Origin of the sequence: Streptantibioticus ferralitis, assembly GCF_029223525.1 — a bacterium.
In the GTDB taxonomy this organism is placed as follows: Bacteria; Actinomycetota; Actinomycetes; order Streptomycetales; family Streptomycetaceae; genus Streptantibioticus_A; species Streptantibioticus_A ferralitis.
This window is the reverse complement of record NZ_JARHTQ010000019.1, coordinates 1-13,706: the sequence shown is the minus strand read 5'-3', so window position 1 is coordinate 13,706 and position 13,706 is coordinate 1. Positions and strand designations below refer to the sequence as shown.

Here is a 13,706-nt window from a genome sequence, read left to right as displayed (position 1 = left end):
TAACCTCACCCGAAGCAAGCCCTCGACTCTGGAAGGAAAGGCCCATGCCCGACTACTCCCGACTGGTCAAGGCGTACGACATCCGCGGTGAAGTCCCCGCGCAGATGAACACCGACATCGCCGAGAAGGCCGGTGCCCTGTTCATCCGGCTCACCGAAGCGGACCGGATCGTCATCGCCCGCGACATGCGCTCAACCTCCCCCGACCTGGCCGCAGCCTTCGCGGCCGGGGCCAACCGGGCCGGAGCCGAGGTCATCGACGCAGGACTCGGGTCGACCGACTACCTGTACTTCGCCTCCGGCAAGCTGGGACTTCCCGGGGTGATGGTCACCGCCAGCCACAACCCGGCCAAGGACAACGGCATCAAGCTGTGCCGGGCCGGGGCCGCCCCCATCGGCGAGGACACCGGCCTCGGCCAGATCCGCACCTGGCTCGAAGCGGGCGAGATCCCCGCCCCCGCCACCGAGCCGGGCACCGTCACCCGCCAAGACCTGCTGGCCGACTACGCCACCCACCTCAACTCGCTGGTGAACCTGTCGGGCATCCGCCGGCTGAAGGTGGTGGCGGACGCGGGCAACGGCATGGCCGGACACACCGTCCCCGCCGTCTTCGACGGCCTACCGATCGACCTGGTGCCCCTGTACTTCGAGCTGGACGGCACCTTCCCCAACCACGAGGCCAACCCGCTGGAGCCGAAGAACCTCCTCGACCTCCAAGCCAAAGTCCGCGAGGTCGGCGCCGACATCGGCCTGGCGTTCGACGGAGACGCCGACCGCTGCTTCTTCATCGACGAACGCGGCCAAGCCGTCTCCCCGTCCGCGATCGTCGGCCTGGTCGCCGCCCGGGAACTGGCCAAGGACCCCGGATCGGCGATCGTCCACAACGTGATCACGTCGCAGGCTGCGGTGGAAATCATCCGCGAGCACGGCGGAACCCCCATCCGCTCACGTGTCGGCCACTCGTTCATGAAGGCCCTGATGGCCGAACACGACGCCGTCTTCGGCGGCGAGCATTCCGGCCACTACTACTTCCGCGACTTCTGGCGCGCCGACACCGGCATGCTCACCGCCCTCCACGTCCTCGCCGCCCTCGGCGAACAAGACCGGCCACTGTCCGAACTGGTCGCCGACTATTCGCGCTACGCCGCCTCAGGCGAGATCAACTCCGAAGTCGCCGACGTCCCATCCAAACTGGACGAAGTCGAGGCGGCATACCGGCAGCTCGACAGCGTGATGACCGACCGGCTCGACGGGCTGACGGTCAACCTCGGCGACGGCCGCTGGTTCAACCTCCGGCCCTCCAACACCGAACCGCTGCTGAGGCTCAACGTCGAAGCCCCCACCCAGGCCGCCGTCGACATCCTGCGCGACGAAGTCCTGGCCTTGGTGCGTTCCTGACCAAGAGGGGATGGACCGAGCACGCGAAGGGGAGCCAGCCAGCGGCTGACTCCCCTTCGTTGTCCGGCAAACGACGTCGTTAGGAGTGCGTGGGGTTGGTGGCGGCCCGACTCATCTCTTGTGCGACGTGCACAGCCCCGGCTTCGTCGCTGGAGTGGTCAGTCGACGTTGTGGGGACGGTGACGAACACGGCAATTGCCATGGGCCTTCCGTCTCCCGAACGGGTGAAGGAAACGGACCACGCTGTGGCGTCACCGCGGTTGGCCAGCTCCGAGCGCGGCGCCCACCCGCTCTCGCCTCCTATCAAGGGCGAGGCTGAGCCCTGCAGAGCGGATCGCAACTGGGCGGCGATGCTCGGCTCAAGGACTTGCTTGTCGGCCGCGGCATCGCTCTTGGGCTTCTCCACGCTCCCGTCAGGACGAATGATCTGGGCGACCAACTCCGGCTGGGTCTGCTTTCCTCCGTTGTCGATGACGGCCATGACTCTCGCCATCTGCAAGGGCGTGGCGGTCACGCCCTGGAGGCCGTTGCCCGAGTCGGCCAGACCGGCCGCGCTGAGCTCCCCTCGCGGATGGATGCTCGCCACAGGGCGTATGGGCGTGAGCAGCTTGTCGTCGTTGAAACCGAACGCCTCGGCCATCGTCGCGAGATCGACCTGGCCCATGTCCACGGCCATGCTCGCGAAGACGTTCTCGCAGGAATACCGCAAAGCCGAGCGAATGGACGCGTTCTGGCAATGGGTGAAATCGCCCGCCAGCGAGGACGTGCTGCCGGGCGGCGTGTACGGGTCGGGGCTATGGGTCGGGTCATCCACCGACTTGTACAGCCCCTTGTTCAGGGCCGCTGCCGCCACCACGACCTGGAACGTTTACCCCGGCGCCACCGAGTCCCTCAGCGCCCGGTCCAACACCGGCATGTCCTTGTCGCTGGTCAGCCGCACCCACGCGTCATTGTCGGCCGACGAGAGCCCGCTGAACACCGAAGGGTCGTACGACGGAGCGCTCGCCATGGCCCGGATCTGCCCGGTCTGCGCATCCAGGGCAATCGCGGCGCCCTTGCGGCCACGCAGCCCGTCGGCGGCTGCTCGCTGCACAGCCGGGTCGATGGTCGTCACCACGTCGCTGGGTGCACGGCCCGGGTGGGAAGGGCCTGCGCCCAGTACGTCGTCGTATATCGAGTCCAGTGCCGATGTCCCGAACGCCATCGACCGGTACCCGGTTATGGGGGCGTAAAGGGCCCCGTCGGTGTACGTGCGCTGATACGGGATCTTCGAGATCCCGGACGCCTTCGATCCCGTGGCCGAGCGGCCAGCAACGATGATGTTGCCGAGCCCCTCCTTCGGTGGCTTCGCCTCGTCGGCGTGGCGGGACGGGTGCTGGGCATCCGTGCCGGACGAACAACCCGACAAGGAAGCGGAAACCAGCACAAGAAGAGTTGCGAGCGCGGCCGAGCACCGGTTTGTCGAGGACATGGTGATCATCCTAGGGAGAGGCACACCCGGACAGGTGCCTGACGCCTGATACAGGGATGGCCTGACGATGACCCGTGGGATCGATCGGCACGACGGGGACACGTCCAGCATCCGCAGGTGCTGTACTGCCCCCGCCCACGGCTGAGTTGGGCCAAGCCGAGCCCCACCGGTGAATGACCAGATACGGGCGCACGGTACGTCACTCGACTTTCGACGTTTTCGTTGATCGTCGCGGGGTCGCTCGGGTGGGTGATGTGGCGTCATCCAGCCACACGGGGCTGGAGGCAGTGGGGAAGCATTGGCGGTGCTTGCGTCTCGATCACTGCCCCCCGCTGCGGCACCGCGGGCCCCGAACGAGCTCAGCCGTAGTGGCGCTCACTCGGTCTGAGGCTGCTCGGTTGCGTGGGCGGCGAGAATCGCCTGCTCTGTCTCGGCCGAGAGGAACGGCGTCCACCCACCGAAGTGCTTGTAATCTTCGAAGGCCTCCTGTTCACCGCCGGGCGCGAACAGCCAGGCGGCCGTGTCGCGTATCGAGTCCGCAACCGGGCGACAGCGCAGGCCGGCGGCCAGCGCCTTCGCGCACGAAGCCGTCCAGACGGCCGCGGATTGCGGGCCCGGCTGCAACCAGAGCGGAATCTCCGTCCACGGCTCGACCTCGTGATCGACGAAGAGCTGGTCATCGATGTAGACGAGTTCGGCCCGGCCTGCGGTGGCGGCGACGCAGGCATCCAGGTAGTCGCCCCAGCTCCCGTTGTCCGGCGCGCCGGGCACCAGGTAGTCCTCGACCTCGTCCTTCGGCGCGCTGGTGAGCAGGTCGAGGCCGAAGGCGGCGAGGTCGCGCACGTCGATGACCCGCAGCGGCCGGTCCGGGGCACCGGGGACGGCCATCGGCCCGCCGCGCGCGGCGCGGCGCAGCCAGGCGGTGGTGCGCCGGGCGCGGTCATGCGGCCCAACGATCAGACCTGGCTGGAGCACCACGACCCTTCCGGGGAAGGCCTGCCGGACCGCCTTCTCGCAACCGTCCTTGAGCCAGCCGTAGTCGCCGTCCTTTGGCCCGGCGTCGGCGGTGCCGCCCTGGCGTGGGGAGGACTCATCGGTCGGCAGGGCGGGGTAGCCGGGGTAGACGTTGATGGTGGAGACGAACAGGTAGGCGTCCGCGTGCTCGGCCAGCGCGGCGGCCGACTTCGCTACCTCGCGAGGCACGTACCCGCAGACGTCGACGACCGCGTCGTAGGGCCCGGCAGCGGCCAGCGTGGCGAGATCCGCCTCGTCCGTCCGGTCTCCGCGCAGGGCGCGGACGCCGGGCGGATCGGCTTGGGTCCGGCCCCGGTTGAAGACGGTCACCTCCCAGCCGCGGCGCAGCCCCTCCGCTGCGAAGGCCCGCCCGACGAACACCGATCCACCTATCACGAGAAGCTTCATGGGCACGAGTCTCGGCTCCGCCGCGGCACCGGCGGAACGGTCGTGCGCGGATGGCAAACGGATTGCGCGTTCCGCGAATGCGCTTGCGGTGCTGGCGGCCCGCGCTGGAGAGAAGCGATGTCGTCGGCCGGTGGCGGTGTCTTGCAAGGTGCGGCGAGATTGTCGCTCGGGTGGGTGATGTGACGCCATCTGGCCCGTGTGGGCTTGGGAGACAGAGAAGCATCGGCGGTGCTTGATGTCTCCTCTGGGGAGGGACCCGCCGATGCTTCTGGATCCGCGGACCGCTCGCCTGTTTGGCTGGCCAGCGGTCCTGGGGTCATCTGCATCGTCGGCTCGGAGGATGCTCAGTCGAGACAGAACTCGTTGCCCTCGATGTCCTGCATCACGATGCACGAATCGTTGCCGTCATACAGTAGTTGCACGCGTACCGCGCCGAGCGGGATCAGCCGTGCGCACTCGGCTTCGAGCGTGGCCAGGCGCTCTTCACCCACGAGTCCGGAGCCGACTCGCACGCAAAGATGCACCCGATTTTTGACGACCTTGCCTTCGGGAACGCGCTGAAAGAACAGGCGCGGGCCCACCCCTGAGGGATCACTGCATGCGAACCATGAACCCTGATCCTCAGGAGACCGGGAGCGGTCGAAATCGTCCCACGTGGCGAACCCCGCGGGTGGCGGCGGTACGACGTACTCCAACACCTCGCACCAAAAGCGAGCGACGCGCTCGGGTTCTGCGCAGTCAAAGGTGACTTGGAACTGCTTGATCGATGACATCTGCGCTCCTAACAGGGGGACTCTGTTGCCCATCTCCCGGTAGGAATCGGCACGTTGAGGGGAGGATGCTCTTTGCGAGCCGCTGCTGCGTTGTGCGGTCGCAGGATCTGCCCCGATGCTGATGCCTCCAAGGGATTGCCCGTCGTTCCAAACCAGGCCGTTAGCGCCGTGGTGCCGCTGGACGGGCGCCACGACCCGCGCGTTGCCTGTCAGTGGTGATCGCCATCATGGAGCTACGGCCAACCCGAACCTGACCACCGGCAGCATCTGACCACCGGCAGCATCTGGCGACTCCACCACGGCGACCAGTGGGATGGACCCGCCTGCCGGCCCGTCGTGTGGGGAAGCCTGCGGTCAGTCGGAGATGCGCAGCAGCAGCTTGCCCGTGGACGTGCGTCCGCCGATGAGCTGGTGTGCGCCGGCCGCGTCCGACAGGGGGAACTCGGCCGTGACGGGAAGGACGACCGCTCCGTCGCAGACGGTGCGTAGGGCGCGTTCGGTAAGCACGCGCAGGGCGTCGGGTGCGGACTGGGCGAGGGCGAGCACGGAGAAGCCCCCGACGGAGCGGCCCTGCGCGTACAGCTCGCCCTGCCCGGCCCGCCAGGGCTCGGCACCGCTGGCGTTGCCGAAGGACACCAGGCGCCCGAAGACGGCCAGCGCCTCCAGGCCGCGGCGCAGCGTGTCGCCGCCCACCGGGTCCAGGACCAGGTCGACGCCCCTGCCGCCGGTCGCCCGGCGGACGTCCGTCTCGAAGGTGGAGGGCCGGAACACCTCGTCGTAGCCGTGCTTGAGTGCGTAGTCGGCCTTGGCGTCGCTGGAGGCCACCCCGTACACCGCACCGGCGCCCGCTGCCCGGGCCAGCTGCCCGACCGCCGTGCCGATGCCTCCCGCCGCGCCGTGCACCAGCACGCTCTCCCCGGCCCGCAGCCGCCCCACCTCGTGGACCAGGGCGTGCGCGGTCGGCAGCACGGTCGGCAGCGTGGCCGCGGTCCGCAGGTCCAGCCCATCGGGCAACGGGAAGACCCTCGCGGCCTCCGCGAGCACGACCTCGGCGTAGCCGCCTCCGTCGACGAGCGCGGCGACCTCCTGCCCCGCCCGCAGACCCTCGACGCCCTCCCCGACCGCCCGGATGCGCCCGGAGACCTCCAGGCCCGGACGGTAGGGCAGCGACGCCACCCGGTACCCCTCGGCACGCGCCTTCACGTCCGCGAAGTTCACCCCCGCCCAGGCGGCCTCGATGGCCACCTGGCCAGGGCCCGGCTCGGGGGCCGCGGTCTGCACGACCCGCAGCACCTCGGGACCGCCGTACTCATGGAACTCGACCGCACGCATACGCAAAACCACCCCTCCACGAGTGTTCAACCAGAAGCGAACACTAGCACTGTAAGATGGTCATCGAACACTGCGCGGAGGAGGACATCGGAATGTCGGACCAGACTGAAGGCGCAAGTCACCGTCCGGCGCCCGTGCATACGCACCCCGACGACGTCCCGCTTCTCACCGCTCTGTCCGCGCTCGCGGATCCCGTGCGCATCCAGCTGATCCGCGACCTGGCCAGCCACCCCGACTGGGCGCTCAGCTGCAGCAACTTCGACGTACCGGTCGGCCGGGCCGCAAAGAGCCACCACTTTTCGGTCCTGCGCGACGCCGGCCTGGTCGAACAGCGCGACCAGGGCCCCAAACGGCTCAACCGGCTGCGCCGCGAGGAGTTCGACGCCCGCTTCCCCGGCCTCCTCGACCTGACCCTCCGCGCCGACGACACCGAGTAACAGCGGCTGGCTCCTTCACGCGGCCGTCCGACCACCGCGGCAGAGCTCAGTGCCTGCTGCGGTCGGGACAGGGACGCCTCGATCACCAGAGGTTCGTGAACGCCACCGCGACCTCGCCGTTCAGGCGGATGTCGTCGGGCCAGAGTTGCTCCGGCTCAACCTGCTCGGGTGTGGTGGAGGTCAGCAGGGTGAAGGTGATGTCGTCGCCAGCCTCCAAAGCGGTGCGCTGGCCCTGCGGGGTGATGGTGAGGTGCACTCCACGGTCGTCTGAACGAGTCGCTTCTGCCTGGCAGGTACTCCTCGCGTGCGGATCGGAGGCCGCCTGGATCTGGTCGCCGACTTCCCGGGGAAGAGTGAGTGGCACCTCCCAGGCGTCGATCCGCGGGCATCTGGTGGGGTTGGTGATGGTGATCCGCAGGGCGTTGTGGTCGTCGATGAGGTCGGGGCTGGCCCAAACGTGGGGGGCGGGGGCGGTTCCTTCGGCGGTGGGGGGGTGTGTCGGCGGTGGGGTAGACCAGCCAGCGGTTGGCCGGTGCGGCGTCTTGCAGTGAGTTTTGGCTCCGGGTTGACGTCTTCCGGCTCGACTGGGTCATCGCAACATGCTTCAAAGCAGGTGTTGCAGTCACCACTGGAACTCAAGGCGTCCAACGGAGCCAGAACTCAGCTCTCCACTCACCAGCCTTTTGCAAGTGCTCATTTTAGGTACTGGCGAGGAGCGGTGGACCTCATGACGCGGTCCCGACCGGCGCTGGGCGCGGCAGGCGTTGTCGAGCCGTTCGCGGGTCTATGACGCGACAGGATGTTGGTAGCGCAGGGCCTGGGTTGCGACCCGGGCTCCGAGGTGGCGTGCCGTGGTCAGGTCGGCGGTGTGGACGGCGTCCGGGCCTTGGTCGTTCCAGGTCTGGGCGCCCGCGCCCAGGTAGAAGCCGAGGCGGTTGTCGTCGTGTTCGCTGCTGGTGGTGGTGTTCCAGCCGGGCATCAGGCCCAGGCTGACCCAGTGCATGCCGTGCTGTGCGGCGAGCAGGGCCAGGTACTGCAGCGTGTGCAGCTTGTCGCCGCTCATCGATCCGGAGTTGGTGAACCCGGACGCGAGTTTGTCCAGCCATTGCTGGGTCATCCAGCGCTTCGAGGTCGCTTCGGCGAATGCGTGGAACGCCCCGGATGCCGATCCCATGTAGGTCGGTGTCCCGAAGATGATCGCGTCGCTGGCATCGAGGATCGTCCACTTCGCGTCGGTCATGTCGGCCACGTCGACCATGTCGGCGCGGGCCTCGGGTACCGACTCGATACCGTCGCGCACGGCCTTGGCGATCTCGAGGGTGTGCCCGTAACCGGAGTAGTAGGCGATGGCGACTTGAATGGATGGCATGTCAGTTCCTTTCGTGGTGCAGGGCTGGCCTAGGATTCGTGTGAGCCTGCGGTCTCGGTCATGTCCGGGTAGCGGTCGCCGGCAACCTGCTCGGCGATCGGGTCCAGGCGTGCGAGTTCGTCGTCGGTGAGGGTGATCTCGAGCGCGGCCAGGTTCTCGGCAAGCCGCGCCGGCGTGCGGGTGCCGGGGATCGGCACCACTGTCAGGTTCTGCACGACGGCTTGTCGGTGCAGCCAGGCCAGGGCGACCTGTGCCATCGACACGCCGCGAGCGTCGGCGATCCGGGCGAGCGGTGTGAGCAGTTCGGCGTTGCGGCGGGCGTTCTCGCCGGTGAAGCGGGGGAACACGGAGCGGACGTCGTTGCCCTGCAGTCGGGCGGGCATCGCGCCGGTCAGGAAGCCGCGCCCGAGCGGCGAGTAGGGCACAACGCCGACGCCGAGTTCGGTGGCGGCCGGCACCAAGGTGCGCTCGATGTCGCGAGTGAACAGCGACCACTCCGACTGCACGGCAGCGATCGGGTGGATGGCGTCGGCTTCGCGGAGCTCATCGCCGGTGACTTCGCTCAAGCCCAGGTAGCGCACTTTGCCCTGCGTTACCAGCTCGGCCAGCGCTCCGATGGAGTCGGCCAGCGGCACCCTCGGGTCGCGGCGGTGCATGTAGTAGAGGTCGATCGCCTCAAGCCCGAGACGGGACAGGCTGTCGTCGATCGCCTGTCGGATATGGCGCGGGTCGTTACTCACGGACAGCGAACCGTCCTCGCCGCGGACGCTGCCGAACTTCGTGGCGATGGCGACCTGCTCACGGTGAGCCTGCACGAACGGGGCGAGGAAGCGTTCGTTCTCGCCGCGGCCGTACATGTCGGCCGTATCGAACATCGTCACGCCCCGCTCAAGAGCCGCATCCAGTGTCGCGCGAGCGGCCGACTCGTCGGTATCGCCGTAGAACTCGCTCATCCCCATGCAGCCGAGGCCCTGCGCCCCCGCCGTCAGACCCCGACCACCGAGCTGGACCTGCTTCAACCGCCTGGTGTCAGCCACTTCTGCTCCTCGAGTCCACTTCCACTCCTCGCGTTGTTGACATCGGCAACGCTAGAACCGTACCAGTGTCATTGTCAACGTCAACAACCATCGGCTATCATCGGCACATGCCAGACAACGATCGACGCGGCGGTGGGTCGGACGATCAACGCGAGCGCATCCTGAGCGAGGCGGTGAAACTGCTCGCAGAGGCCGGGCCGTCCGGGCTCTCCACCCGAGCCGTCGCGGCGGCTGCCGGAGTCCAGACGCCGACGCTGTATCGGCTCTTCGCGGACAAGGACGGGCTGCTCGACGCGGTGGCCAGCTTCGGCTTCGAGAGCTACCTCGCCGAAAAGCGCGCCTTCGAGCCCAGCGAGGACCCGGTCGAGGACCTGCGTCGAGGCTGGGACGTGCACGTCGAGTTCGGGTTGGCCAACCCCGCCATCTACATGCTGATGTACGGAAACGTGCGGCCGGGCCACCGGCCCGCGGCGGCGGCGGAAAACCGGGCCATCCTGCGCGGCATGCTCGAACGCGCCAACGTGCAAGGCCTGCTCCGTGTGCCCGTCGAGGCGGCCACGGTGGCCATCGAGGCGTCCACGACCGGCGCGGTTCTGCTCCTGCTGGCCCAGTCGGAACAGGCGCGGCACGCCCAGCTGATCCGACCACTGCGCGACATCGTGCTCGACGCCGTGACGGAGCAAGCGACATCCCGCGCCGGCGACCGTTCCCCCATCGTCGACCGCGCACAGTCACTACTCGGGATCGTCACCCCCGCCGGCGACGCCGACCCCGTCACCGACGCAGGCTTCAGCGTCTTCGAAGCCGGCCTGCTGCGTGAATGGCTGGGACGGCTCACCGAGGTCTACCGACCCGCCGATGGCAGCGACCGGAGGTCTCGATAACTGCGGCTAGCTCGCATGACGTGGTTGGACGGCCAGCACCGTACGACCGCCAAGGGATGTTGTCGTCGAACTCATACGGCTTGCGTCCGCCACGCGTCTCGGCCGCAACCACCCCCTCCGGGCCGCATCAGCACGAGCTGACACGATGTCATTCCCGAGCCTCGGGACCCTCATTCTGATTCCGGTCCTTAGTACCTCGCGAACGACCAGACCGGCCGCGGCCCTGTGTGCTGCGGCCTCGGGCCGGACCATTCCGCGTAGGGGACCACCTCACCAAAGACTGCCGCCGTCACCCGCCTGAGGCATATTCACACTGGGTCGGGTCAGTGTGGCGCCGCCCGTACACCGGCCCGGATGCCGGGCGCGGCCGAGCTCCGGCGGCCGAGGAACACCTGAACGAGAGCCGGGGTTTCAGAGTGAATCGGAAGGAGATTCGGCGTTAGCGGGGTTCTCGCAGGTCAGCAAGGCGGGGTCGGCCGGGTGCAAGGGAGTGGGCTAACGCCGGATTCCGTTCGATCTCACAGCGCGGGGTCGGCCTGCTGTTGGTGGGGGATCTTCTGGTCGGGTAGGAGGTCGGCGAGTGCGGTGCGGACGGCGACCCGGCTGACTCCGTGCTCGCGGGCGAGGGCTGCGATCGAGGTGCCCTGGTCGCGGTAGGCCGCCCGGACCTCTTGGAGTTTGGTTCCGGTGAGGGCGGGGTGCCGGCCTCGGTAGCGGCCTTCGGCTTCGGCGGCGGCGATCCCCTCGGCGGTCAGCTCGTTCTGCAGGTCGCGTTGGAACTGGCCTACGGCGGTGATGACGTTGATGATCAGGGCGGTGGTGGAGTCGTCGGCGGCCAGGTCGGTGAACCGTCTCATCCCGGCACCCGCGCGGTGTCAGGCAAGGAGTTCGGCGGCTTGGGTGGTGTCCCGCTGCTCTGGTCTGCCTGAGTCTGCCTGAGTCGAGGGTTTGAGTCCGAGCAGTTCGCGGCCCGCGCGGATCACGGTTTCACTGACCTGCTGTGGGTCGTCGAGTTCCGCTGCCGAGAGCGCTCCGTCGTGCAGCAGCACGAGTACTCGGCCGGCATGGTCCGGGTCCGGGTGCCCGGCCTGTCGGGCGAGCCGGGTCACGGTGTCCTGGAACCAGGCACGGTGCTCGGCGACCGCGACCCGCACCGGGTCCGCCGGGTCGGGGTATTCGGCGGAGGCGTTGATGAAGTGGCAGCCGCGAAATCCGGCGGAGCAGGTGACCTGGCCGATCAGGTCGAGGAGTGCGGCGGCGCTCTGCTGTGGGTCTGCCTGGTCCAGTGCGTCCGCGACGGCCGCGCGCAGATCCGCGTCGGTGGCTCGCAGGTACGCCTCGACGAGGTCCTCCTTGGCGGGGAAGTGCCGGTAGAAGGTCGCCCTGGTCACCCCGGCCTCAGTGACGAGGCGGTCCACCGGCACGGCGTGGATGCCCCCGCTGTAGAACAGCCGTCGCGCGGTGGACAGCAGGCGCTCCCTGGGGGGCGAAACGGTCGTAGCCACACTCTCAGCATAGAGACAGAACGTTCTGTTGACATTTCCGGGCGGCGGGGTACCGTCGAACCATGAGAAGAACGAACGTTCTGTCTACATCATCCGCCCCGGTCATCGTGCTCGTCCATGGCGCGCTGACGGACGCCTCGGTGTGGCACGAGGTGATCCGCCGGCTGCACGCGAGCGGCTACCCGGTGCTGGCGCCCGCTCTGCCGATGCGCAGCCTCGCGGGCGATGCCGCTTACCTGGCCGGGATCCTCGAACAGATCCCCGGGCCGGTGGTGCTGGTCGGCCACTCCTACGCCGGGGCGGTCATCTCGCATCCCGCCGTCGGCGCCGGCGCAGACGTCACGGCGCTCGTCTACATCGCGGCCTTCCAACCCGATGACGCAGAGAGCGCCGGCGAGCTCAACGCGAAATTCCCCGGCAGCATGCTGATACCCGAGAACCTGCTCATCGCGCCGAATCCGCTCGGCGGCCAGGATCTGACGCTCCGGCCCGAGCGCTTCGCCGAGGTCTACGCCGCCGACGTCGACGCCGCACACGCCGCGGTCATGGCGGCCAGCCAACGACCCATCGACCCCGCCGCGCTCGGCGAGCAGCTACCGGGTGAGCCCGCATGGCGCACACGCCCCACCTGGGCTCTGGTCTCTACCCGCGACTTCTCACTCCCGCCGGAAATCCTGCGCTTCATGGCCGACCGCGCCGGATCCCGCATCGTCGAGGTCGACTCCTCGCACGCCGTTCCGGTTTCACAGCCCGGCGCGACCACCGACCTGATCATTGAGGCCGTGCGCGCGGTCTCGCCCTCCACCGACACCGCCTCCCGCTGATCGGAGCCCTGACCATGCCGTCGTCGAATTTCACCGACCACCTGCAGCGCAACGCACAGTTCGCCGCCTCCGACGCCAAGAGCGAGGTCCCCGCGATCCCCTTCGTCCCATTCCAGCAGCTCTACCTCATCACCTGCATCGACCCGCGAGTCGAACCCGCGGCCGTGCTCGGCGTCACGCTCGGCGAGGCCATCGTCGAGCGCAACGTCGGCGGCCGGGTCACCCCCTCGGTCATCAAGGACCTCGCCTGGATCTGCTACCTGCACGAGAAGAAGACCCCTGACGCCGACTGGTTCGAGGTCGCGGTCATCCACCACACCGACTGCGGGTCCGGCCTGTTCGCCGATGAGGACCTGCGCCACGGCTACGCGGCCCGCGGCGGCCACGACGAGCAGACGGCGGCCGTCATGGCGGTCCTCGACCCCGCCGAGACCGTGCGCCACGACGTGGCACTGCTTCGCGCTGCCCCCGAACTGGCTTTCAGCAGCTACAACTTCAAGATCGGCGGATACTCCTACGACCTGAAGACCGGCCTGGTCACCACTGTCGTCGCCCCCGGCTGATTCCCTTCGGTCAGCGACGGCACCGACTAAAGTCGTCTTCACCCTGGGCCGCCCCCGGCGGCCCGACCGGCACCCTCCCCGACCGCGACGGCGAAGTGCCCTGGTGATCGCCATCAACCCAAACGCACCAACCCGAAAGGGAACTGACGTGAGGCAATCTACCCACCGTCGCACCCGAGTCCTGGCGATGGCCACAGCGGTTCCGCTGGCCCTCGTCACTTTCCTGGCCACCGGCACCAGCGCATCGGCGGAGACGAACCCCTCGCACACCGCGTCCCTCAACCCGTCCGACCCCCCGGTGGGGGCCCACCAATTCGGGCTGGAGGTCGATGGAGTCCTCGTCGAGTGGGTCAACGGGGTCACCGGCCTGTCCCCGCACACGGCAGAGATCAGGCGAGGGTCGCAGCGGTCGCAGATCATCGACGACCTGATCGGGTGTCACGTGGCCGCCCAGACTGTAACCATCGAGGTGCTCGACCTCTCTGGGCAGCCGGTCCGCAAGATCAACATGAACACCACCTGCATCTACCGGGTGGTGAAGAGCGTGTCTGAAAGATCGTGTAACTCCGTGATGTGACAGGCTGGCCGAGGCCCAGCTCTGGGGCCTTGACCAGCCGGGACGGACGGACATGGCAGACAAGGAAACCCCGGCTGTCGAGCCGGTCGAGGACGAGCTGGTGGACGAGTTCGTC

At 68.4% G+C, this 13,706-nt stretch carries 16 protein-coding genes; 6 read left to right on the top strand and 10 right to left on the bottom strand.

Going from position 1 to position 13,706, the window contains the following annotated elements; genetic code table 11:
* Nucleotides 1-44 precede the first annotated feature (44 nt).
* Complete coding sequence (locus P2L57_RS25285; protein ID WP_275818496.1) at nt 45-1,397, top strand: phosphomannomutase/phosphoglucomutase; 1,353 nt, start codon at nt 45-47, stop codon at nt 1,395-1,397.
* A 79-nt stretch (nt 1,398-1,476) separates the two neighbouring features.
* On the opposite strand, the gene P2L57_RS25280 is transcribed toward P2L57_RS25285, so the two are convergent.
* The 5 genes from P2L57_RS25280 to P2L57_RS25265 form a co-directional block, all read right to left on the bottom strand.
* A complete protein-coding gene (locus P2L57_RS25280; RefSeq protein ID WP_344183618.1) occupies nt 1,477-2,253 on the bottom strand; it encodes a penicillin-binding transpeptidase domain-containing protein in 777 nt (258 codons plus the stop codon).
* A 12-nt stretch (nt 2,254-2,265) separates the two neighbouring features.
* Nucleotides 2,266-2,868, bottom strand: a complete 603-nt coding sequence (locus P2L57_RS40870) for a hypothetical protein (RefSeq protein ID WP_344183621.1) — start codon at nt 2,866-2,868, stop codon at nt 2,266-2,268.
* A 375-nt stretch (nt 2,869-3,243) separates the two neighbouring features.
* Nucleotides 3,244-4,290 carry an NAD-dependent epimerase/dehydratase family protein gene (locus P2L57_RS25275; protein ID WP_275818372.1) on the bottom strand — a complete coding sequence of 349 codons (1,047 nt, stop codon included), beginning with the start codon at nt 4,288-4,290 and terminating at the stop codon, nt 3,244-3,246.
* A gap of 344 nt (nt 4,291-4,634) precedes the next feature.
* Nucleotides 4,635-5,063, bottom strand: a complete 429-nt coding sequence (locus tag P2L57_RS25270) for a VOC family protein (protein ID WP_275818371.1) — start codon at nt 5,061-5,063, stop codon at nt 4,635-4,637.
* Nucleotides 5,064-5,417: 354 nt separating this feature from the next.
* Nucleotides 5,418-6,395, bottom strand: coding sequence for a quinone oxidoreductase family protein (locus tag P2L57_RS25265; protein ID WP_275818370.1), 978 nt, complete (start codon nt 6,393-6,395; stop codon nt 5,418-5,420).
* A gap of 92 nt (nt 6,396-6,487) precedes the next feature.
* On the opposite strand from P2L57_RS25265, the gene P2L57_RS25260 reads away from it, so the two are divergent.
* Nucleotides 6,488-6,832, top strand: a complete 345-nt coding sequence (locus tag P2L57_RS25260; protein WP_275818369.1) for an ArsR/SmtB family transcription factor — start codon at nt 6,488-6,490, stop codon at nt 6,830-6,832.
* A gap of 82 nt (nt 6,833-6,914) precedes the next feature.
* Here the strand turns inward: P2L57_RS25260 and P2L57_RS25255 are convergent, their stop codons facing one another.
* The 3 genes from P2L57_RS25255 to P2L57_RS25245 all read right to left on the bottom strand — a co-directional run bounded on the left by P2L57_RS25255 (nt 6,915) and on the right by P2L57_RS25245 (nt 9,238).
* Nucleotides 6,915-7,088, bottom strand: coding sequence for a hypothetical protein (locus P2L57_RS25255; RefSeq protein ID WP_275818368.1), 174 nt, complete (start codon nt 7,086-7,088; stop codon nt 6,915-6,917).
* 528 nt (nt 7,089-7,616) lie between these two features.
* Nucleotides 7,617-8,201: a flavodoxin family protein gene (locus tag P2L57_RS25250; RefSeq protein WP_275818367.1), complete on the bottom strand. Its 585-nt coding sequence runs from the start codon at nt 8,199-8,201 to the stop codon at nt 7,617-7,619.
* A gap of 29 nt (nt 8,202-8,230) precedes the next feature.
* Nucleotides 8,231-9,238: an aldo/keto reductase gene (locus P2L57_RS25245; protein ID WP_275818366.1), complete on the bottom strand. Its 1,008-nt coding sequence runs from the start codon at nt 9,236-9,238 to the stop codon at nt 8,231-8,233.
* A 107-nt stretch (nt 9,239-9,345) separates the two neighbouring features.
* Between P2L57_RS25245 and P2L57_RS25240 the strand changes: the two genes are divergently transcribed.
* Nucleotides 9,346-10,122 carry a TetR/AcrR family transcriptional regulator gene (locus P2L57_RS25240; RefSeq protein ID WP_275818365.1) on the top strand — a complete coding sequence of 259 codons (777 nt, stop codon included), beginning with the start codon at nt 9,346-9,348 and terminating at the stop codon, nt 10,120-10,122.
* Between the two features lie 518 nt (nt 10,123-10,640).
* On the opposite strand, the gene P2L57_RS25235 is transcribed toward P2L57_RS25240, so the two are convergent.
* Together P2L57_RS25235 and P2L57_RS25230 are read right to left on the bottom strand one after the other, a co-directional pair.
* The gene (locus P2L57_RS25235) at nt 10,641-10,979 is read right to left on the bottom strand and encodes a helix-turn-helix domain-containing protein (protein ID WP_275818364.1); all 339 of its coding nucleotides are present in this window, start codon (nt 10,977-10,979) and stop codon (nt 10,641-10,643) included.
* 18 nt (nt 10,980-10,997) lie between these two features.
* Entirely contained in the window at nt 10,998-11,627 is a 630-nt protein-coding gene (locus P2L57_RS25230; RefSeq protein WP_275818363.1) for a TetR/AcrR family transcriptional regulator, read from the bottom strand.
* A 62-nt stretch (nt 11,628-11,689) separates the two neighbouring features.
* On the opposite strand from P2L57_RS25230, the gene P2L57_RS25225 reads away from it, so the two are divergent.
* From P2L57_RS25225 to P2L57_RS25215, 3 genes are all read left to right on the top strand, one after another.
* A complete protein-coding gene (locus tag P2L57_RS25225; RefSeq protein WP_275818362.1) occupies nt 11,690-12,451 on the top strand; it encodes an alpha/beta fold hydrolase in 762 nt (253 codons plus the stop codon).
* A gap of 14 nt (nt 12,452-12,465) precedes the next feature.
* Nucleotides 12,466-13,014 carry a carbonic anhydrase gene (locus P2L57_RS25220; RefSeq protein ID WP_275818361.1) on the top strand — a complete coding sequence of 183 codons (549 nt, stop codon included), beginning with the start codon at nt 12,466-12,468 and terminating at the stop codon, nt 13,012-13,014.
* Nucleotides 13,015-13,162: 148 nt separating this feature from the next.
* Complete coding sequence (locus P2L57_RS25215) at nt 13,163-13,591, top strand: hypothetical protein (protein WP_275818359.1); 429 nt, start codon at nt 13,163-13,165, stop codon at nt 13,589-13,591.
* Nucleotides 13,592-13,706 lie beyond the last annotated feature (115 nt).